Here is a 20482-nt window from a genome sequence, read left to right as displayed (position 1 = left end):
CCGGGCAGGTGCCGGGCCCCGGGGGCGCCGCGGTTCAGGCGTCGAAGTCGACGACGAGCTGCTCGGAGGTGGGCCGGGTCTGGCAGGTGAGCACGTAGCCCTTCTCGATCTCGTCCTTCTCGAGGGCGTAGTTCTCCTCCATCACGAACTCCCCGGAGACGACCTTCGCGCGGCACGTGCCGCACACCCCGCCGGCGCACGCGAACGGGACGTCCGGGCGCACGCGCAGGGCCGCGTTGAGGACGGTCTCCTGGGCGTTCTTGGGGGACTCGATCGAGGAGGAGAGCCCGTCCAGCGTGAAGGTGACGTCGTACTTCTCGCCCGAGGGGTCGGCCGGGACGACCCGTCCCTGCTGCCCCTGGGGGGTCTCGGGACGGCCGGTGCTGAACAGCTCGAAGCGGATCTTCTCCTCCGGCACGCCGCGCTCCGCGAGGGTGTCCCGGCACAGCTGGACCAGCTCGAACGGCCCGCACAGGAACCACTCGTCCGTCCGCTCCACCTGGAGCACCTCGTCCAGGATGTCCTGGAGCTTGTCCGCGTCGATCCGCCCGGACATCAGCGGGCTGATCCGCTGCTCGCGGGAGAGCACGTGGTGGACCGCCAGGCGGGACGGGTACTTGTCCTTGAGGTCCCCGAGCTCCTCGGCGAACATCACCTCCATGGCGGAGCGGTTGGCGTAGACGAGGTCGAACGTGGAGGACTCCGAGGCGCGCAGCACGGCCTTGGCGATCGCCATGATCGGGGTGATCCCGGAGCCCGCGGCGAAGGCCACGAGGTGCACGGACGCGTTCTTCGCGACCTCCTCGGCGGCGAGCCGCTCGGGGTCGTTCATGCTCGTGAGCCCGAGCTTGGAGATGAACGCGCCCTGGGGGTTCATGACGTCGAGCGTGTCGCCGGCCTTCAGGGAGCTGTTGGCCCAGGTGGAGAAGACCCCGCCGATGTCCTGCTTGATCGCCACCCGGATCTCGCCCGGCCGCGGCTCCGCGCAGATCGAGTAGGAGCGGCGGACCTCCTGCCCGTCGATCCGGGCGCGCAGCGCCACGTACTGGCCGGGCAGGTAGTCGTAGTCGTCCACGAGCTCCGGGGGCACCGCGAAGGCGACCTCGACGGAGTCCGCGGTGAGCTTGCGGACCTGGGAGACCTCGAGGGTGTTGAACGTGGCCCGGCGCCGGGCCGGGGCGGTGATCTCGGTCATCAGTGCACCTTGAAGTAGTCGAAGGGTTCCAGGCACTCGTTGCAGACGTGGAGCGCCTTGCAGGCGGTGGACCCGAAGCGGGTCAGCTCGCGGGTGTTCAGGGAGTGGCAGCGCGGGCACTTGACCGTGAGTCCCAGCCGGACGGGGCCGGCGGCGGCCCGGCCGGTGGGCGGGGCGATGCCGTACTCGTCGAGCTTGCGCTTGCCGTCCTCGCTCATCCAGTCCGTGGTCCACGCCGGCTGCAGCACGAGGTCGACCCGCACGTCGGGGTAGCCCTCGGCGTTGAGCGCCCGGGTGACGTCCGTGGTGATGGTCTCCATCGCGGGGCACCCAGAGTAGGTCGGGGTGATGACCACGACGGCGCACCCGTCCTCGACCCGGGCGTCCCGCAGGATGCCGAGGTCGGCGATGGACAGCACGGGGACCTCCGGGTCGTTCACCGTGGCGGCGACGTCCCAGACGCGGCCGGCGGCCTCGTCGCGGGGACGCAGCTCGCGGCCGGTCACCCGCGTGGCGCCCGCCTGCTCGTGCTCGGTCATCGTCACCGCCTCCTCACCAGGTGGCGCCGGGGTGCTGGCGGGCCAGCACCTGCATCTCGGCGAGGATGTGGCCGCGCTGCTCGCTGAACTGCCCCGAGCGGTCGCCGCCCCAGGCGCCCAGGACCTCGGGGACGGACAGCCCCGCCTCGTCCAGCATCGCGGTGATCCGGCGGTCGAAGTCGGCGCGCAGGGAGGACGGGAGCACGGCGACGTCCCCGAGGGACTCGACGAGCCCGTCGTCGTGGAAGAGCTCGTCCACGTAGGGCCACATGTAGGTCAGACCGGCCTGGACGCGGCGCTTGGACTCCTCCGTGCCGAGGCCCAGGCGCAGGATCCACTGGCTCGCGTGGTCCTGGTGGTACTCGACCTCCTTGAGCGCCTTGTCCGCGATGGCCGCGAGCGTCGGGTCGCCGGAGCGGACCAGGCGGCGGTAGAGCTCGTACTGGTAGTAGGAGAAGATCAGCTGCCGGGCGATGGTCTGGCCGAAGTCGCCGTTCTCCTGCTCCACGAGGCGGCAGGAGCGGAACTCCTCCTCGTCGCGGAAGTAGGCGAGGTCGTCCTCGGTCTTCCCCCACGCGCTGCCCGCGTAGGTGAGGAAGAAGCGGGCGTGCCCGAGCAGGTCCAGGGCGATGTTCGCCAGCGCGATGTCCTCCTCGAGCTCCGGGGCCCGGGCGATCCACCAGCCGAGGCGCTGGGCGAGCATCAGCGCGTCGTCGCCCAGGTACAGGGCGTAGCGGGCGACGTCCTCGGGGGCCTTCGCCCCGCCGGCCCGGATGTCCTCCGCGGTGATCGCCTCGCCGGCGCTCTGCCGGGTCGCGGACTCGTGGGATGCGAAGCTCACAGGTGCTTCACCCCTTCGCTCTTGGTGTAGTACGTGGCGTGGCGGTAGCTCTTGCCCTGGGCGGACTCGAAGAACCCGCCCTTGGAGTCGGGGTCCGAGGCGGTGATGGCCGCGGAGGGCACGACCCACACGGAGGTCCCCTCGTTGCGGCGGGTGTACAGGTCCCGGGCGTTGCGCACGGCCATCGTGGCGTCCGGGGCGTGCAGGGAACCGGCGTGGACGTGGGAGAGCCCGCGCGAGGACCGCACGAACACCTCCCACAGGGGCCACTCGTCCGAGGGCGCGCCGATCGGGCTCACGGTGTTCTCGCTCATGCTCAGGCTCCGATGAGTTCGGCGGAGGCACGCTCCGCGGCGGTCTTGCGGGCGTAGGCGGCGGCGGCCTCGCGGACCCAGGCGCCGTCCTCGTGCGCGGTGCGGCGGCGCTGCATGCGCTGGAGGTTGCACGGGCCCCGGCCGCCGACGACGGCCTTGAACTCGTCCCAGTCCAGCGGTCCGTAGTCGTAGTGGCCGCGCTCCTCGTTCCACTTCAGGTCCGGGTCCGGCAGCGTCAGGTCCAGGGCCGCGGCCTGCTCCACGATCATGTCCACGAAGCGCTGGCGCAGCTCGTCGTTGGAGAAACGCTTGATGTTCCACGCCATGGACTGCTTCGAGTTGGGCGAGTCGTCGTCCGGGGGGCCGAACATCTGCAGGGACGGGCCGTAGAAGCGGTTCACCGCGTCCTGGGCCATCTGCTTCTGGGCGGGCGTGCCGTGGGAGAGCTCGTAGAGGATCTCCCAGCCCTGGCGCTGGTGGAAGGACTCCTCCTTGCAGATGCGGACCATGGCCCGGCCGTAGGGGCCGTAGGAGGCCCGGCACAGCGGGACCTGGTTGGCGATCGCCGCGCCGTCCACGAGCCAGCCGATGGCGCCCATGTCCGCCCAGGTGCGCGCGGGGTAGTTGAAGATCGAGGAGTACTTCGCCCGCCCGTCCAGCAGCTGCTGGTTGAGCTCGGAGCGGGGGGTGCCCAGGGTCTCGGCGGCGGAGTAGAGGTACAGCCCGTGGCCGGCCTCGTCCTGCACCTTGGCCATGAGGATGGCCTTGCGCTTGAGGGACGGCGCCCGGGAGATCCAGTTGCCCTCCGGCTGCATGCCGATGATCTCGGAGTGGGCGTGCTGCGAGACCTGCCGGACCAGCGTCTTGCGGTAGGCGGCGGGCATCCAGTCGCGCGGCTCGATCCGGGAGTCCTCGGCGATGATGCGGTCGAAGTGCTCCTCGCCCGCGCGGTCCCGCTCGGCCTGCTCGGCCGCGTCCGCGGCGGGCACGGCGTGGAGTCCCGTGTTCTGCGTAGTCATGGTGTCCCTCTTCCGACGAGATGGCGCCGCGGGGCGGGAGGGCCGCACGCGACTAACTGACCGTTCGTTCAGAATATAAGCCCTCGAGGGCGGCGTCAACAGGCGGCGCCCCGGAGTCGCCGCCACGCTCCTCCGGGTTGACACGAGGCGCGGAGTGGGATTGTCTACTGAACATTCGGTCGTGAACTGTGAGGAGAGTTACATGTCCCAGGGCCATCCGATCCTCGCGGGGGACCACACCTCGCGCTGGATGGGCATCACCGTCGACCGCGCCGAGTACGGCAGCGCCCAGATCCGCATGACGCTGCGGGAGGAGATGCTCAACGGGTTCGGCATCGCCCACGGCGGCATGGTCTTCGCCTTCGCGGACACCTGCTTCGCCCTCGCCTGCAACGACCCGGCCGGTGACGGCAGCACCATCACGGTGGCCGCGGGGGTGGACATCAACTTCCTCGCCTCGGCCTACCGGGGGCAGGAGCTCACCGCCGTGGGGACCGTGCGCGCCCAGGCGGGCCGCAGCGGCGTCTACGACATCCAGGTCCTCGCCGACGGGCGGCTCATCGCCGAGTTCCGCGGCCGCAGCCGCACCATCCCGAACCCCGCCCGCCGCGCGACCGCGGCCGCCGAGCGCCCGGCCGGCGATCCCGCAGCGCTGCCCGTCCTGCAGTCCGCCCCGCCGTCCGCCCCGCAGCCCGAGGAAGTCTGACATGACCGAGTGCTCCGTCCCCAACCCCTACGCCCCCGCCCCCGCTCCCGCGGACCGCTCGCAGCCGGACCCCGAGGAGACGATGAGCCGGGACCGGATCGAGTCCCTGCAGGTCGAGCGGCTGCGCTGGACCCTGCACCACGCCTACGAGAACGTCCCCGCCTACACCGAGCTCTTCGACGGCCACGGCGTGCACCCCGGTGACTTCAAGGAGCTCGAGGACCTCCGGCTCTTCCCGTACACGGACAAGGAGTTCCTGCGGAAGGCGTACCCGTTCAAGTCCCTCGCGGTGCCGATGAGCGAGGTCCGGCGGATCCACGCGTCCTCCGGCACCACCGGGCAGCCCACCGTGGTGGCCTACACCCAGAACGACATCGACACCTGGGCGGCCCTCGTGGCCCGCTGCTTCCGGCTCTCCGGCGTGCGCCCCGGGGACAAGGTGCACAACGCCTACGGCTACGGGCTGTTCACGGGCGGGCTCGGCGCCCACTACGGGGCCGAGCGCCTGGGCTGCGCCGTGATCCCCATGTCCGGCGGGCAGACCGAGAAGCAGGTCCAGATGATCCGGGACTTCGAGCCCCAGGCCGTCCTCTCGACCCCCACCTACCTGCTGACCATCGCCGACGGCTTCAAGAAGCTCGGCCTGGACCCGCGCGAGTCGTCCCTGCGCACCGCGGTGCTCGGGGCGGAGCCCTGGACCGAGGAGATGCGCCGCGAGATCGAGACCGCCTTCGACGTCGACGCCTGTGACATCTACGGGCTCTCCGAGGTCATGGGCCCCGGCGTGGCCGGGGAGTCCGCCGCGTCCAAGGACGGCTCCCACATCTGGGAGGACCACTTCCGGCCCGAGATCGTCGACCCGTTCACGGACGAGGTCCAGGACACCGGCCGGCCCGGCGAGCTCGTGTTCACGGCGCTCACCAAGGAGGCCCTGCCGATCGTCCGCTACCGCACCCACGACCTGACCCGCCTGCTGCCCGGCACGGACCGGCCCGGGCACCGGCGGATGGGCCGGATCACGGGCCGCTCCGACGACATGATCATCCTGCGCGGGGTCAACCTGTTCCCGTCCCAGATCGAGGAGCTCGCCCTCCAGGTCCCGGAGCTGAGCCCGCACTTCACGCTCGAGATCACCCGCCCGCACCGGATGGACCAGATGACCATCAACATCGAGCGGCGCGAGCAGGTGACCGTCGAGGCCGCCGAGGCCGGCGGCCAGAAGCTCCTGCACGCCATCAAGACGAAGATCGGCTCCTCCGCCTCCATCCGGATCGCCGAGCCGGGGACCCTCGCCCGGTCCTCCGGCAAGCTGCGCCGCGTCTACGACCACCGCACCGACGCCTGACCGACCGGCGCCCACCCGTGCCGTCACCGGCCCCCGAGACCGCTCGGGGGCCCGTCGCGTCATAAGATCGTTGTCCGCCCACCCCACCGAGATCGAGGTCCCCATGACGCACGCACCGGCGCCCGCTCCTCCCGACGGCGCGGCACCGCGCCGCGGCCGGCCGGGCTACGACCGCGAGACGCTGCTCGGCGTGTGCGTCGACGTCTTCAACGTCCACGGCTACGACGCCACGTCGATGGGCACGCTCTCCAGGCACCTGGGGATCTCCAAGTCCGCGATCTACCACCACGTGGAGTCCAAGGAGGCGATCCTCGAGCAGGCCCTGGACCGGGCCCTCGACGCGCTCGAGGAGGTCCTGGCCGCCGCCGAGCGGACGGAGGCCCCGGCGGTGGAGCGGCTCGAGCAGGTCATCCGCGGGACCGTGCACGTGCTCGTGGAGCAGATGCCGTACGTGACCCTGCTGCTGCGGCTGCGGGGGAACTCGGAGGTCGAGACGCGGGCGCTCGAGCGCCGCCGCACGGTCACCCGCCGGGTGGGCTCGCTCATCGAGCAGGCCCAGGCGGAGGGGGATCTCCGCCGGGACCTCAGCGGCCGCTCCGCCTCGCGGCTGCTCCTGGGCATGATCAACTCGATCGTCGACTGGTACCGGCCGGACCCGGACAAGGCCGACGACGGCCTGGCGGACTCCGTGGTGGCGCTCGCCTTCTCGGGGCTCCGGGCTCCCTGACCGGCGCCCCGGTCCCGGTTGCCGGCCGGTCCGGGCCGCGACCGGCCGGGGCGGACGCTAACGCTCCGGCGGCGCGGGCAGCACTGCTCCGCGCGCGGTGTCGTTCCGGGGCTCCACGCCCAGCCGGGCCTGCGTCCCGCCGGCCTCCACGGCGAGCATGTTGGCCGTGCCGTAGATGCCCGGGCCCACCGCGACGTCGTGGCCCCGGCGGCGCAGCTCCTGGACCGTCGCGGCCGGGAGGTCCGGCTCCACCTGCAGGGTGTTGCCGGCCTCGTGCGGGTGGTTGGACGCGGGGAAGGCCGTGGACACGAACCGCGGGCGCGCCACCGCCTCCTGGGGCGTGAGGCCGAAGTCGACCACGCTCATGAACTGCTGCAGCTGCCCCTGGGGCTGCGTGTCGATCCCGGTGTTGCCGCCGAGCAGGTACGGCCGGCCGTCGCGCAGGGCCATGAAGGGGGCCGAGGTGTGCCGCACCGTGGCCCCGGGCGCCACCGCGTTGACGTTGCCCTCGTCGAGCGAGAGGAAGCTCATCCGCTCGTTGATGTGGATGCCCGTGTCACCCACCACCAGGAACCCGCCGCCGAGGCTCGTGGTCACGGCGGCGGCGCTGCCCGAGGAGTCGGTGAGGTGGAACGTGGTGGTGTCGGAGGCCTGCCGGTCGATCCCGCTGTCGAGGGGCCACCGCGCGGCCCGCTCGTCGTCGATGCGCGCCCGCTGCGCCCGGGCGTACTCGTCCGACAGCAGCTCCGCCACGGGCACGTCGGTGCGCTCGGGATCTCCCACGTGCGCGTACCGGTCGGCGAAAGCGAGCTTGACGGCCTCGACCTGCCGGTGCACCACGTCGGGGTCGTCGGGGGAGCGGCCGGAGAAGTCGTCCTCGTCCAGGACGGCGAGGGCCTGGAGCATCGCGATCCCCTGGCTGTTGGGCGGGTTCTGGTACACCGTGAGGTCGTCGCCGTAGTCGATGGAGATCGGCTCGACGAGCTCGGCCTCGTAGCCGGCGAAGTCCTCCGGCGTGAGGTACCCGCCCTCCTGCTCGGAGAAGTCGGCGACGGCCTGCGCGATCGGGCCGCGGTAGAAGTGGTCGCGCGCGGCCCGGAACCCCGCGGCGCGGTCGGCGGCGCCGTCGAACGCCGCCACCAGCTCCTCGAGGGTGTCGGCCATGTCCGGCTGGACCACGGTGTCGCCCGTGCCCACCAGCTGGCCGTCGCGCAGATAGAGCTCCGCCATGACGGGGCTGCGCCGGATGGCGTCCTCGTCCTGGGTCAGCCAGTAGGTCATGCCCGAGCTCACGGGGTACCCCTCCCGGGCCACCTCGATCGCCGGTGCGAGGATCTCGCCCAGCCCCAGCTCGCCGAACTCGTCGAGCCAGAGCATCCACCCGTCCCAGGCGCCGGGGACGATGGCCTGGTGCATGCCGGGATCGCCCGCGCGGGGGCGGTAGTCGGCGAGCGTCGCGGCGCCGCCGACCGGTCCCACCCCGTTCAGGCTCGTCACGTCGTCGCTCTCCGCGTCGTAGTACAGCGCCCAGGTGCCGCCGCCGAGCACGCTCGAGTAGTAGGGCTCCACCACGCTCAGCACGGCGGCGACCGCGACCGCGGCGTCGGCGGCGGTGCCCCCGGCCTCGAGGATCTCCGTGCCCGCGGCGGTGGCCGTCCCGTGCGAGGACACCACCGCCTGCACGTGCGGGGTGCTCTCCCCGTCCGGGTCCGGGACGGACGCCGTGCCGGAGCCCGGTGTCGTTCCGGGGGTCCCGTCCGGGGACACCGGTGCGGAAGCCGCGGTGCCGGTCGGATCCGGCGCGGTCCCCGGGCCGTCCGCCGCTCCGCCCGTCCCTCCGTCCTCCGCGGAGGGCGCGCACGCGGTGAGTCCGAGCAGGAGGGACAGCGTGACCGCGGCGGTCCGGTGGGCGGGGCTCGAGATCCGGCGCATCGCGTCTCCTCCGGCCGTGGCGTCCGTCGGCGGTCCTGCGCGGCGGGGCGCCGGCACGCGCGAGGGTCTGGGCAGCGTGCAGGCCAGGCTAGCACCGGGCGCACCGCCGCGAACAGGTCTTCTCGGTCTCCCGGTCCCATTCCTGGCGAGCGTCGAGCCCCCGGTGACGGCGCAGTCCCCCACGCCGTGCGCGGCGTGGGGGACTGCGTGCACCGTGGGGACCCGGCGCACCGGAGCCCGCCGTGGTGGGGGCCCGGTCCGCCGGACCGGGGTCAGGCGGTGGGCCAGGTCTTCGCGACCAGGGTGAGCACGTCGTAGGTGGCGACGATCTCGTCGTGCTGGTTGTGCAGGATCGCGTCCCAGCAGACCTCGCCGTACTCGTCGGTCACCCGCGGGGTGATCTGCTTGGCGGTGAGGGTCACGCGGATGTGGTCGTCGTACGTCACCGGCGTGATGAAGCGCAGGTGCTCCAGCCCGTAGTTCGCCAGGACGGGCCCGGGAGCCGGCTCCACGAACAGCCCGGCCGCCCAGGAGACGAGCAGGTAGCCGTGGGCCACCCGGCGCGGGAAGAACGGGTTGGCCGTGGCGGCCTCCTCGTCGGTGTGCGCGTAGAAGGTGTCGCCGGTCTTCTCGGCGAACTCGGTGATGTCCTCGAGGGTCACGGTGCGCAGCTCGGAGGCGAACTGGTCGCCGATCCGCAGGGTCTCCAGGGACTTGCGGAACGGGTGCTCGCCGGTGCCGTCCTCGACCGCCGCACGGGTCACGGTGCTCGCCGCGGCGCCCCGGTGCCACACGCCGGTCACGGCCGTGAGGATGTCGGGGGGTCCCTGGATGGCGGTGCGCTGCATGTAGTGCTTGACGCCGCGCACGCCGCCCAGCTCCTCGCCGCCGCCGGCCCGGCCGGGGCCGCCGTGGACCAGGTGCGGCATGGGGGAGCCGTGGCCGGTCGAGGTCCGGGCGTCCTGCCGGTTAAGGAAGTGCACGCGCCCGTGGTGGGAGCCGATGCCCGCCGTGAACCGGGCGGCGGTCGCGCCGTCGTTCGTGCACACGGTCGCCACCAGCGAGCCGCCGCCGAGCGCGGCCAGCCGCACGGCGTCGTCGACGTCGGTGTAGCCCAGCACGGAGGTCACCGGGCCGAAGGCCTCGACGAAGTGCACCTCCGGGGTGTCCGGGTCGTCGAAGGACAGCACCGTGACGGGGAAGAACGCGCCGGCCTCGGTGTCGGCGTCCCCCACGGGGGCGTCCGGGCCGCCCAGGCGGACGGTGCCGCCGGCGGCGACCAGGCGCTCCACGGCCCTGCGCACCTCGCCCTGCTGCTCCTTGGAGGCCAGGGCGCCCATGGTGACGCCCTCGGTGCGGGGGTCGCCGATGACCACGCGCTGCTGCACGCGTTCGGCGACGGCCGCCACGACGTCCTCCACACGGTCCTGCGGGACGATCACGCGCCGGATGGCGGTGCACTTCTGCCCGGCCTTGGACGTGATCTCGACGAAGACGGCCTTCACGAACGCCTCGAACTCCGGGGTCTCGGGGGTGGCGTCGGGGCCGAGGATCGCCGCGTTGAGGGAGTCCGTCTCGGCGGTGAACCGCACTCCGCCGTTGATGACGTTGTCGTGGTGGCGCAGCGACTGCGCGGTGCCGGCGGAGCCGGTGAAGGCCACGTGGTCGCGGTAGTCCAGGTGGTCGAGCAGGTCCCGGGCGGAGCCGGAGACCAGCTGGAGGGAGCCCTCGGGCAGGATGCCGGAGTCGAGCATGAGGCGCACGCAGGCGGCCGTGACGTAGCCGGTCGGCGTGGCCGGCTTCACCAGGGTCGGCATGCCGGCGATGAAGGCGGGGGCGAACTTCTCGAGCATGCCCCACACCGGGAAGTTGAACGCGTTGATCTGCACGGCGACGCCGGGCATGCGGGTGTAGATGTGCTCGCCCAGGAAGGACCCGTCCTTGGAGAGCTGCTCCACCGCGCCGTCCACGATGACGTTGGCGTTGGGCAGCTCCCTCCGGCCCTTGGAGGAGAACGTGAAGAGGGTGCCGATGCCGCCGTCCACGTCGAAGAAGTGGTCCTTCAGGGTGGCCCCGGTCGAGTAGGAGACGTCGTAGAGCTCCTGCTTGTGCTCGGTGAGGTACTGGGCGAGCTCCTTGAGCCTGAGCGCCCGCTCGTGGATGGTGAGCTCCCCGAGGGCGCGCTGGCCCACGGTCCGGCCGTGCTCCACGGCGGAGGCGATGTCGATGCCGTCCGTGGACACGAGCGCCACGACCTCGCCGGTCGAGGCGTCGGCCACCTCCGTCACCTTCTGCGGGTTCTCCGGCGTCCACCACCGGCCGCTCAGATAGCTGGGGAGGATGGTCTGGGTCTGTGCTGCCACGGTGCGTGGTCCTTTCGCTCGGGTGCGTGCGGGCGGTCCACCACCCGCATCCTGACCGATCGTTCGGTATTATGACCACGATAACCTACGTCACACCCCGGGACCACTGCCCCGCGGTGGTCCCGTGACGTCGCCGAGCGCCCGAGGAGTGCCATGACCACGACCGAGACCCACGAGCCCTGGCGCATCGTCCTGGGCGAGCTCGACGAGAAGATGGGCGTCACCGTCCTCGAGCAGTCGGCGGAGCGCGTGGTCGCGTCCATGCCCGTCGAGGGCAACCGCCAGTCGCTGGGCCTGCTCCACGGCGGCGCCATGGTGGCCCTCGGGGAGGCCGTGGGGTCGTGGGCCGCGGTGATCCACGCGTCCACGATGGGCAAGGTCGCCGTGGGGGTCGACGTCAACGCCACCCACCACCGGTCCTCCCGCACGGGCACCGTGACCGCCACGGCCACCGCCCTGCAGCTCGGCCGGTCCCTCACGTGCCACGAGGTGGTCCTCGAGCACGAGGACGGCGCCCGGCTGTGCACCGTGCGGATCACGAACTTCCTCAAGGACCGGCCGCAGCAGGCCGGGAACCCGGCCGAGGGCTAGACCGGGCCGCCGGCCGGGCCGGCGGCGGGCCAGGACAGGTGGATCAGGACAGGTGGATCAGGACAGGCGGGTCAGGCCGGGCGGTGCAGCCGCCGGCGCAGGGCGGCCAGCTCCTCGGGCGCCAGCCCGGCGTCCACGAGCCAGCGCTCGGCGTCGAAGTCGGCCAGCAGCTCCTCGAGGGCCGCGCGGCGGTCCGCCAGCAGCGCGGCGAGCTCGTGCTCGGGGTGGTGGCGCTCCACCGGGTGGGGAACGGGCGAGACGCGGTGCCACTCGTTGATCCCGCGCGCGGCGGCCTCGTCCTCCGCGAGGAGGCGCTCCGGGGGCGCCCCGGCCAGCCCCAGGAGCAGCAGGGCGAGCACCCCGGTGCGGTCGCGGCCGGCGGAGCAGTGCACCACCACGGCGCCCTCGGCGCCCGCCACCGCCCGCGCCGCCTCGGCCAGGAAGTCCGGGAACAGCCGCAGGTAGTCGCGGTAGCCGCGCGGGTGGTTGAGGTAGGGCGTGCCCACGAGCGGGAACTGCGGATGGGCGGGGTCCTCGGTGGGGCGGTGCAGCACGGTGATGCCGGCGCGGGCGGCCGGGTCGTCCACGGGGTCCGTGGGCCGGCGGCGCCGCTCGTCCGCGTTGCGCAGGTCCACCACCGTGCGCACGCCCTCCGCCGCGGCGGCGCGCCAGCCCGCGGGGCTCAGCCGCTCGGAGCGGCCCATCCGCCACACGTCGCCCGCGAGCCGCCGGGCGTTGAGCGCGCCGTCCCACGAGGCGGGTGTCCCGAGCTGTGCGTGCATGCCCCCACCCTAGGGCCCGCGTCCGACGACGCGCGCGTCCGGCCCGCGCCCCGCTCTAACGCGCGAACTCACCGGTTCCGCCCGAGACGACGGCATTGTTCGTGCGATCTCGGGCAGGACCGGTGAGTTCGGCGGCAGCAGGGCGGGGGAGCGAGGGCGGGGGCTACTGGTCGTAGTCGAAGAAGCCCTTGCCGGTCTTGCGGCCGAGCTCGCCCCGGGCCACCATGTCCCGCATCAGCTGCGGGGGAGCGAAGCGGGGGCCGAGCTGCGACTCGAGGTACTCGGCGATGCCCAGGCGCACGTCCAGGCCCACGATGTCCGTCAGGGCCAGGGGGCCGACCGGGAACTTGTAGCCCAGCACCATGGCGTTGTCGATGTCGGCGGGCGAGGCCACGCCCTCCTCGACCATGCGGATCGCCTCGAGGGCGATCGCCACGCCCAGCCGGGACGAGGCGAAGCCGGGCGCGTCGTTGACGACCACCGGGGTCTTGCCGAGGCCCTCGACCCACTGCACCGAGAGGCGCCTGAGCTCCTCGCCGGTGTGCTTCGAGTTCACGACCTCCACGAGCTTCGAGGCCGGCACGGGGTTGAAGAAGTGCAGCCCGCAGAACCGCTCGGGGCGTGCCAGCTGCTCGGCCAGGCCGTCCACGGACAGCGAGGACGTGTTGGTGGCCAGCCACGCGGCCGGGCCCAGGTGGCCCTCGACCTCCTGCAGGGCGGAGACCTTCAGGTCCCACACCTCGGGAACGGCCTCGACGACGAGCTCGCAGCGGGCGAGGTCGGCGTGGGCGAGGGAGACGGTGAGGTTCTCGGACCACTCGTCCAGGTTGCCGTCCACGCTCCCGCGCTCCAGGGACTTGGCGAGGTCCCGCTCGATCCGCTCGCGGGCGGCCTCGGCGGCCTGCCCGTCGCGCTCCACCACGGTCACCTCCGCCCCGGCGAGCAGGAAGGCGTGGGCGATGCCCGCGCCCATGCGGCCCCCGCCCAGGACGCCGACGACGGCGGGAACGGCCAGTGCGTGCTTCTCGGTCATGGTCGGGGTGCTCCTACTTCTTGTTCTTCTTGCGGTCCAGGAAGGCCTGCATGCGGTCGAACTTCGCCTCCGACTCGAAGAGCACGGCCTGGGCCAGCTCGTCGATGTGCGGGTGGGCGGACGGCGGGGCCGCGAAGACCCGCTTGGAGATGCGCACCGCCAGGGGGTCCTGGGCGCCGATCCGGTCGGCGAGCGCGTGCGCGGCGCCGACGAGCTCCGCGGGCTCGTGCAGCTCGGTGACGAGGTGCAGGGCCAGGGCCTCGTCCGCGTCGAGGATCCGGCCGGCGAGCAGGATGTCCAGGGCGACCGGCTCGCCGACCAGCTCCTTGAGCCGCCACAGCCCGCCGGCGGCGGCGATGATCCCCAGGTTCGTCTCGGGCTGGCCGATCCTCAGCTGCGGGGTGGCGATGCGGAAGTCCGCGGCGTAGGCGAGCTCCGCACCGCCGCCCAGGGCGTAGCCGTCGATCGCGGCGATCACGGGCAGGGGCAGCCTGTGGATCCGGTCGAAGATCCGCGAGTTGATCCCGGCCAGGGCGTCGTCGCGGCGGCGCTCGCGCAGCTGGGCGATGTCGGCGCCGGAGGCGAAGACCCCCTTCCCGTTCACCTCGGTGCCGGAGAGGATCAGGACCTTGGGGTGCCGTTCGAGGTGGCCGCACACGGCGTGCAGCTCCTCGACCATGGTCGCGTCGATGGCGTTGCGCACGGCCGGGCGGTCGAGGACCACGTGCAGCCGGTCCTCGCGCTCCTCGAGCCGGAGGGCGGTGAACTCCGCGCCGAGGATCTCGCTGGGCCCGACCATCAGAGCTTCTCCACCAGCATCGCGGTGCCCTGGCCCACGCCCACGCACATCGTGGCGAGACCGCGGTCCGCGCCCTCGCGCTCCATCCGGCCCAGCAGCGTCACCACGAGCCGGGACCCGGAGGAGCCGAGCGGGTGGCCGAGCGCGATGGCCCCGCCGTCGTTGTTGACGGTCCCGGCGTCCAGGCCGAGGCGGCGGATGCAGGCGAGGGACTGGCTGGCGAAGGCCTCGTTGAGCTCGACGGCCCCGAGGTCGCCGATGCCCCACCCGGTGCGCTCGAGCACCCTCTGCGTGGCGGGGACGGGGCCGATGCCCATGATCTCCGGGGCCACGCCGGCGGAGGCGCCGTCGACGATCCGGGCCCGGGGGGTCAGCCCGTACTTCTCGGCGGCGCGCTCGGAGACCACGAGGATCGCCGAGGCGCCGTCGTTGAGGGAGGAGGCGTTGCCGGCGGTGACGACCGTGCCGTGGTCGACCACGGGGCGCAGCCGGGCGAGGGCCTCCATCGTGGTGCCCGGGCGCGGGCCCTCGTCGGTGTCCACGACCGTCTCGGCGCCCTTGCGGCCCTTGACGGTCACCGGGACGATCTCGGGGGCGAAGCGCCCGGCGTCGATCGCGTCGATCGCCTTCTCGTGGGAGGCCACGGCGAACGCGTCGGCGTCCTCGCGCGAGATCCCGTCGACGACCGCGACCTCCTCGGCCGTCTCCGGCATCGAGTAGGTCATCTTGTCGTGCTTCTTGAACTCGGGGTTGGTGAAGCGCCAGCCGATGGAGGTGTCGAAGACCTCCCCGGGCTTGGCGTAGGCCTTGGCCGGCTTCTCCATCACCCAGGGGGCACGGGACATGGACTCCACCCCACCGGCGACGACGATGTCCGCGGCCCCGGCCTTGATCATGTGCGAGGCCATGATGATCGCCGACAGTCCCGAGGCGCACAGGCGGTTGACGGTGATGCCGGGGACCGTGTCGGGGAAGCCGGCCAGCAGCCAGGCCATCCGGGCCACGTTGCGGTTCTCCTCGCCGGCGCCGTTGGCGTTGCCGAGGATCACCTCGTCGACGTCGTGCGGGTCGATCCCGGCGTCGGTCACCGCGCGGCCGACCACGAGGGCGGCGAGGTCGTCGGGCCGCACACCGGCGAGCGCACCGCCGTAGCGGCCCACGGGCGTGCGGGCGCCGCCGACGAGAAAAGCCTGAGGGGTCGAAGGCATAGGGGGATCTCCTGTCGCAACGGGAAGTGGCCGGCATCCGGGCGCCGTCGCCCGACATTACTGACCGATCGTTCATCAAACCATCCCACGCGTGCGCCCGCGGGGTCAACAGAGCACGCCACCGGAAATCCCGTCCGGGGGACCGCCGCCGGGCGACGGCGGACCCGTGAGATCCTGGCGTCCTCATCGCAGACTCGAGCCGGCGCGCGCCGCCGGGGTCACCGGAGGTGCAGGATGTCGTTCCAGGAGTCCATGGAGCTCGTCGGGGAGGCCGTCGACGTCGCCGGCGTCGTCGCCATCGTCATCGGGACGGTGGTCGCGAGCCTGCTGGCCGGACGGGACCTGCTGGGCCGCCGGGGCGGGGAGCGCGACACCTACGAGAGCTACCGGCAGCGGCTGGGCCGCTCGATCCTGCTGGGCCTGGAGCTGCTCGTGGCCGCGGACATCATCAAGACCGTCGCCATCACCCCCACGTTCGAGTCGGTGGGGGTGCTGGCGCTCATCGTGCTCGTGCGCACCTTCCTCAGCTGGTCCCTCGAGCTCGAGATCAGCGGGCGGTGGCCGTGGCAGAAGGAGCGGGAGACCCCCGAACCCCTGCCGGACCGGGCGGTGTAGCCCCGCGGGGCGCCGGCCGGGCGCTCAGGTCTCGGGCGGGAACTCCTCGGGACGCAGGTCCCGGCTGCACGGCACCCGGCGGTCGGGCACCAGCTGGTTGGCGGCCCGCGCCAGGCCGTCCCGGTGCCGGGGCGGCAGGTACAGGGCGTGGTGCAGATAGGCGTCGAGCTCCAGCTCCCCGATCTCGCCGCCCAGGTGGACGTACCGCAGCCACAGGTCGCGCGCGCCCAGCCCGGTGCTCGTCAGCGCGGTGCGGATCAACCTGGCCTGCGTCCTGGCGATCGTCCGGTCGTCCATCTGAGCCCTTCTGCCCGCTGCCACCAGGATAGTCGGCGCACCGCGGCGGGGGCAGGTCGCACGGCACCGCGGACCGGGTCCACCACGGGCGTGCGGGGCCGCGCGTCGGTCTATCCGCGGTGCGCATCCGCGGGGTGCCGTGCGGGGTGAGCCTGCGCGCGCAGCCCCTCGCCGACGGCGTCCAGCCACGCCTCCACCGACGAGCGGGCCCGGTCGGTGCCCGGGAAGCGGGCGCGCAGGTGCAGGCCGTCCTCGTCCACCACGAACCACACCTGCACCCCGGTGGTCGGCGCCGACGCGGAGATGTGCTGCGCCCGGAGCTCCGGCGCGAGTGTCACGGGCAGCCGCCGGTAGTCGAGGTAGGAGAGCATGAACATGCCCGGCGGGACGCGCATGCCGCCGTGGGGCCGCAGGATCGGCTCCAGGGCGTGCGAGCCCAGCTCCAGCGACTCGCGCACGGCGGCGCGGCAGGCCTGCGGATCCGGGTCCGCGCACTCGAGCACCGAGTTGGTGATGAACCAGCCCACGGCGTCGCGCCAGCGCGGCTCGGTGCGGCTGTGCACGGGCAGGACCGCGCGCAGGGGCCTGCCGGCCAGCTCGGCGGTCGCGCGGGTCAGCACCGAGACCACCAGGACCAGCAGCCGGACGCGCAGGGCGTCCGCACGGGCCTCCAGCCGGGCCAGGCCCTCGGCGTCGAGGACGTCGCGGGTGGTCACCGTCTCGGGCGCCGGGGCGCCGAGCTCCCCCAGGGGCAGCGGGAAGACGGGGAGGGCGCCGCCGCCGTCCGCGAGGATCCGCTCCCAGCGCCGCACCACCCGCGACGGGGCCGGGGGGCGTGCGGCGAGCTCCCGCGTGTGCTCGGCGAACGACGCCGCCGGGGCGCGGCCCGTCCCGGCCGGCCGGCCGGCGCGGAGGTCCGCCAGGCCCTCGAGCAGGTCCCGGGCGAGCAGCGGCAGGGACCAGGCGTCCACGTGGGCGTGGTCGGCCGCGAGCACGACGACGACGGGCCCGTCCGCCGGCTCGATCAGGCACAGCCGGTGCGAGGGGCGGGCCAGCGGGGAGCAGGCGTCGTCGGCAACGGACTGCAGGGCCGCCCGCGTGCCGCCGGGGCCGACCTCGTGCCGGGTCCACACGGGCTGCACGGCGTCGGCGGTCTCGTGCAGCCGCACGCGGCCGTCGTCGTCGGCGGAGAAGACGGTGCGCAGCGTGTGGTGCCGGCGCACGACCCCCGCCCAGGCCTCGCCCAGCAGCGCGGTGCTCACCGGTGCCGGGATTTCCACGGCCACGGCCATCCACGACCCGGGGCGGGGGCCGGCGCCCACGTGCATGCCCTGGTCGAAGGACACCGGCAGGGGCCGGCCGGCGCCCGTGGCGGGGACCGTGCAGCTGGACAGGCGCCCCTCGGGCAGCCTGGCGTGCGTGATGCCGGTCAGCCGCATGCGCACCTCCTGGTCGGGCCGGGGCGGTCCGGCCGGACGAGGACGCGCCCGGTCCACCGGTGGTCACAATCTACGCGTACCGTGGCGGCATGCCGACGCTCGAGCTCCCCCGCTGCCGCCTGTCCTACGACGTGACCGGCTCCGGTCCGCCGGTCGTGCAGCTGCACGGGCTGCTGTCCGACCGGGCGGCCAACGCCGCCGGCGGCCTCGACCTGGCGGCCGGGCTCCCCGGGCACCGGACGGTGCGCTACGACGCCCGCGGCCACGGCCGCTCCGCGGCGGAGCCCGTGGCCGAGGACTGGGCCTGGCCGCGGCTGGCCCAGGACCTGCTGCACCTGCTGGACGCCGTGGCGCCCGGTGAGCCGGTGCACGGCATCGGCCCGTCCATGGGGGCGGCCACCCTGCTGCACGCGGCCCTGGCCGAGCCGCAGCGGTTCCGCTCGCTCACGCTCTGCGTGCCGTCGACCGCCTGGGCCTCGCGCCGCGCCCAGGCCGGGACGTACCGGCAGAGCGCGGACCTGGTGGAGCGCCACGGGCTGGAGGCCTATCTCCGGGCCGGCCGGGCCGCGGTCCGGCCGCCCGCGGTGGCGGACCGCCCGGTGCACCCGCCGCGGGTGGACCCCCGCCTGCTGCCCGCCGTGCTGCGCGGGGCGGCCGGCACCGACCTCCCGCCGCGCGAGGAGCTGGCGCGGATCGACGTGCCGACCCTCGTGCTGGCCTGGTCCGGCGACGCCACCCACCCGCTGTCCACGGCGGAGGCGCTGCGCGCGGAACTGCCCGGCGACGCCCTGCACGTGGCCCGCACCCCCGCCGAGCTGGCCGGCTGGCCGCGCCGGTGCGCCGACTTCGTGCGCGCGGTCGAGGCCGGGCCCGGGGCCGGTCCGGCCGCCTGATCCGTGCGGGCGGCGCCGGACGGTCGGCGCCCGCACGTCAGTGCCGCCGGGTCAGAGGCGGCGGCCGGCGGTGAGGGAGGCGGTCATGAACTCCGCCACGACCTTCTGCGAGATGGCCACGTCCAGGACGAACACGCCCTCCTCGTGGGTGTCCAGCCAGTCCTGCAGCGCCTGGAGGTCGGCCAGGGTGTGGGCCTTGGCCCCGGCCGCGCCCATCGCCCGGCCCAGGGCCGCGAAGTCGACCTCGTCGATGAGCATCGCGGTCGGGTCCAGGCCCTTGGACGCGTACTGGTGCAGCTCGGCCCCGTAGGCGGAGTCGTTGAGCACCACGACCACCCCGCGCTTCGTGGCGCGGAGGAAGGTCTCGAGGTCGGCCAGGCCCATCAGCCCGCCGCCGTCGCCGGAGAAGAACACGGTGGTGCGCTCGGGGCGGGCCACGGAGACCCCGGCGGCGGAGCCGAAGCCCAGTCCGATGGACTGGAAGGCGGTGCCGACCAGGACCATGGCCTGCGGGTCCGGGACGGAGAGGTACATCGGGGCCCAGCCGATGAAGTGGCCCCCGTCCATCACCACCGACCGCTCCTTCGGCAGGATGTCCTCCAGGGCCGCGACGACGGCGCGGGGGTTGAGCCGGCCGTCGGGGCCGAACTCGGCCGGGTCCTCCACCGGGGCGGCGGAGCGGAAGTCGTCCCCGGCGACCTCGGGGGCGGCTGCCCGCCAGGTGCGCGCCGGGTCGGTGGTGGGGATGCGGGCCAGCAGACCGGCCAGGGCCGTGCCGAGGTCGGCCCGGACGTAGTCGGTGACCGGCGGGTGTGCGAGGGCGGGCTCGGGCTCGTTGTCGATGCGGATCACCCGGGTGTCGGGGCCGAAGAGCGTGCCGTAGCGCAGCTGGAAGGCGTTCAGCGACGCCCCGGCGACCAGCACCACGTCGGCCTGCCGGGCCAGCTCCAGGCGGTGGGTGCGGGTGAAACCGCCGGCGATGCCCAGGTCCCACGGGGAGTCGAAGACCCCGGCGGCCATCGCGGAGGTCATGAACAGGGCCCCGAGCCGGTCCCCGATCTCGGTGAGCTCGGTCGCGGCCCCGGCCAGGAGCACTCCGCGTCCGCCGAGGACCAGGGGGCGGGCCGCGGCGCGCAGGAGTCCGGCGACCCGGTCGAGGTCCTCGGGGCCGGCGTGCCAGGACGGCTTCGCCGACAACGGCTCCAGCTCCACCGGGTCCACCAGAGCGGCGGTGGCGGAATCGTAGGGGATCGCCAGCACCACCGGCTGGACGGTCCGCACGGCCAGGTCGAAGGCCCGGTGGGTGATCGCCACCGCGTTCTCCGGGGTCGCCACGAGTGTGGTAACCCCGACGGCGGCGGCGGCACCGGTCTGGTCGATGTCGAAGGCCCGGCGCCCGGTGGTCGGGGCGTCGCCGACGACCAGGACCAGGGGGATGCGGGCCATCCGGGCCTCGGCGAGGGCGGTGTAGGTGTTGGTGAACCCGGCGCCGTAGGTGGTCGTGGCGGCCCCGGTCCGGCCGGTGGCCCGGTGGTAGGCGTCGGCCATGGCCACCGTGGCGGCCTCGTGCCGGGCGGAGGTGAAGCCGAACCCGGCGGAGGTCAGGTGACTGATCAGGTGGGCGTTGCCGTTGCCCATCAGCCCGAACAGGTGGTCGGTGCGCTCGGCCAGCACATCGGCCACCGCGGTGGAGACCGTGGGGAGCAGGGGATCGGTGGTCATGAAGGTGTCCTTTCGGCGGGCCCCTGTGGGGGCCCGGGTGGGAGCGGGGTGCGCTCGGGCTGTGCTCGGGGTGGGCGCGGGACGGCCCGCACGAGCCGAGCCGTCCGCCCGCACCCGTGGGT

19 protein-coding genes and 1 pseudogene are annotated in these 20482 nt (G+C 73.6%); 6 read left to right on the top strand and 14 right to left on the bottom strand.

Annotation, left to right across the window (positions count from 1 at the left end):
* Positions 1–34 precede the first annotated feature (34 nt).
* The 5 genes from paaE to paaA are packed head-to-tail and all read right to left on the bottom strand — an operon-like array spanning position 35 to position 3908.
* The gene (gene paaE, locus ACFU0Y_RS08525) at positions 35–1195 is read right to left on the bottom strand and encodes a 1,2-phenylacetyl-CoA epoxidase subunit PaaE (protein ID WP_380214044.1); all 1161 of its coding nucleotides are present in this window, start codon (positions 1193–1195) and stop codon (positions 35–37) included.
* Positions 1195–1734, bottom strand: a complete 540-nt coding sequence (gene paaD / locus ACFU0Y_RS08520; RefSeq protein WP_380214043.1) for a 1,2-phenylacetyl-CoA epoxidase subunit PaaD — start codon at positions 1732–1734, stop codon at positions 1195–1197. The genes paaE and paaD overlap by 1 nt, the downstream gene beginning before the upstream one ends.
* A gap of 13 nt (positions 1735–1747) precedes the next feature.
* Entirely contained in the window at positions 1748–2575 is an 828-nt protein-coding gene (gene paaC / locus ACFU0Y_RS08515; protein WP_380214042.1) for a 1,2-phenylacetyl-CoA epoxidase subunit PaaC, read from the bottom strand.
* A complete protein-coding gene (gene paaB, locus ACFU0Y_RS08510; RefSeq protein ID WP_017833090.1) occupies positions 2572–2889 on the bottom strand; it encodes a 1,2-phenylacetyl-CoA epoxidase subunit PaaB in 318 nt (105 codons plus the stop codon). Before paaB ends, paaC begins: the two co-directional genes overlap by 4 nt.
* Before the next feature lie 2 nt (positions 2890–2891).
* Positions 2892–3908 carry a 1,2-phenylacetyl-CoA epoxidase subunit PaaA gene (paaA, locus tag ACFU0Y_RS08505; RefSeq protein WP_380214041.1) on the bottom strand — a complete coding sequence of 339 codons (1017 nt, stop codon included), beginning with the start codon at positions 3906–3908 and terminating at the stop codon, positions 2892–2894.
* Between the two features lie 202 nt (positions 3909–4110).
* Between paaA and ACFU0Y_RS08500 the strand changes: the two are divergent.
* From ACFU0Y_RS08500 to ACFU0Y_RS08490, 3 genes and pseudogenes are all read left to right on the top strand, one after another.
* Positions 4111–4506 (top strand): annotated as a pseudogene (locus ACFU0Y_RS08500) (hotdog fold thioesterase); the annotation flags it as partial.
* A 109-nt stretch (positions 4507–4615) separates the two neighbouring features.
* Complete coding sequence (locus ACFU0Y_RS08495; RefSeq protein WP_380214040.1) at positions 4616–5959, top strand: phenylacetate--CoA ligase family protein; 1344 nt, start codon at positions 4616–4618, stop codon at positions 5957–5959.
* A 103-nt stretch (positions 5960–6062) separates the two neighbouring features.
* Positions 6063–6686, top strand: coding sequence for a TetR/AcrR family transcriptional regulator (locus ACFU0Y_RS08490; RefSeq protein ID WP_380214039.1), 624 nt, complete (start codon positions 6063–6065; stop codon positions 6684–6686).
* Positions 6687–6743: 57 nt separating this feature from the next.
* Here the strand turns inward: ACFU0Y_RS08490 and ACFU0Y_RS08485 are convergent, their stop codons facing one another.
* Together ACFU0Y_RS08485 and paaZ are read right to left on the bottom strand one after the other, a co-directional pair.
* Positions 6744–8618: a gamma-glutamyltransferase family protein gene (locus ACFU0Y_RS08485; protein WP_380214038.1), complete on the bottom strand. Its 1875-nt coding sequence runs from the start codon at positions 8616–8618 to the stop codon at positions 6744–6746.
* A 272-nt stretch (positions 8619–8890) separates the two neighbouring features.
* Complete coding sequence (gene paaZ / locus ACFU0Y_RS08480) at positions 8891–10981, bottom strand: phenylacetic acid degradation bifunctional protein PaaZ (RefSeq protein ID WP_380214037.1); 2091 nt, start codon at positions 10979–10981, stop codon at positions 8891–8893.
* A 153-nt stretch (positions 10982–11134) separates the two neighbouring features.
* On the opposite strand from paaZ, the gene ACFU0Y_RS08475 reads away from it, so the two are divergent.
* Positions 11135–11572 (top strand): PaaI family thioesterase, encoded by a 438-nt coding sequence (locus ACFU0Y_RS08475; RefSeq protein ID WP_380214036.1) that lies wholly within the window; start codon positions 11135–11137, stop codon positions 11570–11572.
* Positions 11573–11643: 71 nt separating this feature from the next.
* Here the strand turns inward: ACFU0Y_RS08475 and ACFU0Y_RS08470 are convergent, their stop codons facing one another.
* From ACFU0Y_RS08470 to ACFU0Y_RS08455, 4 genes are all read right to left on the bottom strand, one after another.
* On the bottom strand, positions 11644–12354 hold the full coding sequence (locus ACFU0Y_RS08470) for a tyrosine-protein phosphatase (protein WP_380214035.1): 711 nt from the start codon (positions 12352–12354) through the stop codon (positions 11644–11646).
* Positions 12355–12517: 163 nt separating this feature from the next.
* Entirely contained in the window at positions 12518–13387 is an 870-nt protein-coding gene (locus ACFU0Y_RS08465) for a 3-hydroxyacyl-CoA dehydrogenase family protein (RefSeq protein WP_380214034.1), read from the bottom strand.
* A 13-nt stretch (positions 13388–13400) separates the two neighbouring features.
* A complete protein-coding gene (locus tag ACFU0Y_RS08460; RefSeq protein ID WP_380214033.1) occupies positions 13401–14186 on the bottom strand; it encodes an enoyl-CoA hydratase/isomerase family protein in 786 nt (261 codons plus the stop codon).
* On the bottom strand, positions 14186–15394 hold the full coding sequence (locus ACFU0Y_RS08455) for a thiolase family protein (RefSeq protein ID WP_380214032.1): 1209 nt from the start codon (positions 15392–15394) through the stop codon (positions 14186–14188). Before ACFU0Y_RS08455 ends, ACFU0Y_RS08460 begins: the two co-directional genes overlap by 1 nt.
* Positions 15395–15628: 234 nt before the next feature.
* Here ACFU0Y_RS08455 and ACFU0Y_RS08450 point away from each other — a divergent pair, with 234 nt between their 5' ends.
* On the top strand, positions 15629–16009 hold the full coding sequence (locus ACFU0Y_RS08450; RefSeq protein ID WP_380214031.1) for a DUF1622 domain-containing protein: 381 nt from the start codon (positions 15629–15631) through the stop codon (positions 16007–16009).
* A 24-nt stretch (positions 16010–16033) separates the two neighbouring features.
* On the opposite strand, the gene ACFU0Y_RS08445 is transcribed toward ACFU0Y_RS08450, so the two are convergent.
* Together ACFU0Y_RS08445 and ACFU0Y_RS08440 are read right to left on the bottom strand one after the other, a co-directional pair.
* Positions 16034–16306, bottom strand: coding sequence for a hypothetical protein (locus ACFU0Y_RS08445; protein ID WP_380214030.1), 273 nt, complete (start codon positions 16304–16306; stop codon positions 16034–16036).
* A gap of 110 nt (positions 16307–16416) precedes the next feature.
* Positions 16417–17745: a condensation domain-containing protein gene (locus ACFU0Y_RS08440; protein ID WP_380214029.1), complete on the bottom strand. Its 1329-nt coding sequence runs from the start codon at positions 17743–17745 to the stop codon at positions 16417–16419.
* 89 nt (positions 17746–17834) lie between these two features.
* On the opposite strand from ACFU0Y_RS08440, the gene ACFU0Y_RS08435 reads away from it, so the two are divergent.
* Positions 17835–18638: an alpha/beta fold hydrolase gene (locus tag ACFU0Y_RS08435; RefSeq protein WP_380214028.1), complete on the top strand. Its 804-nt coding sequence runs from the start codon at positions 17835–17837 to the stop codon at positions 18636–18638.
* 51 nt (positions 18639–18689) lie between these two features.
* Here ACFU0Y_RS08435 and ACFU0Y_RS08430 read toward each other — a convergent pair whose 3' ends face one another.
* Positions 18690–20360, bottom strand: a complete 1671-nt coding sequence (locus ACFU0Y_RS08430) for a thiamine pyrophosphate-binding protein (protein WP_380214027.1) — start codon at positions 20358–20360, stop codon at positions 18690–18692.
* Between the last annotated feature and the right edge of the window lie 122 nt (positions 20361–20482).

The sequence above is a fragment of the Kocuria sp. NPDC057446 genome, from assembly GCF_042802875.1.
Classification (GTDB): Bacteria; Actinomycetota; Actinomycetes; order Actinomycetales; family Micrococcaceae; genus Kocuria.
The sequence above is the reverse complement of the archived record's forward strand: the minus strand, read 5'-3'. Positions and strand labels throughout refer to the sequence as shown.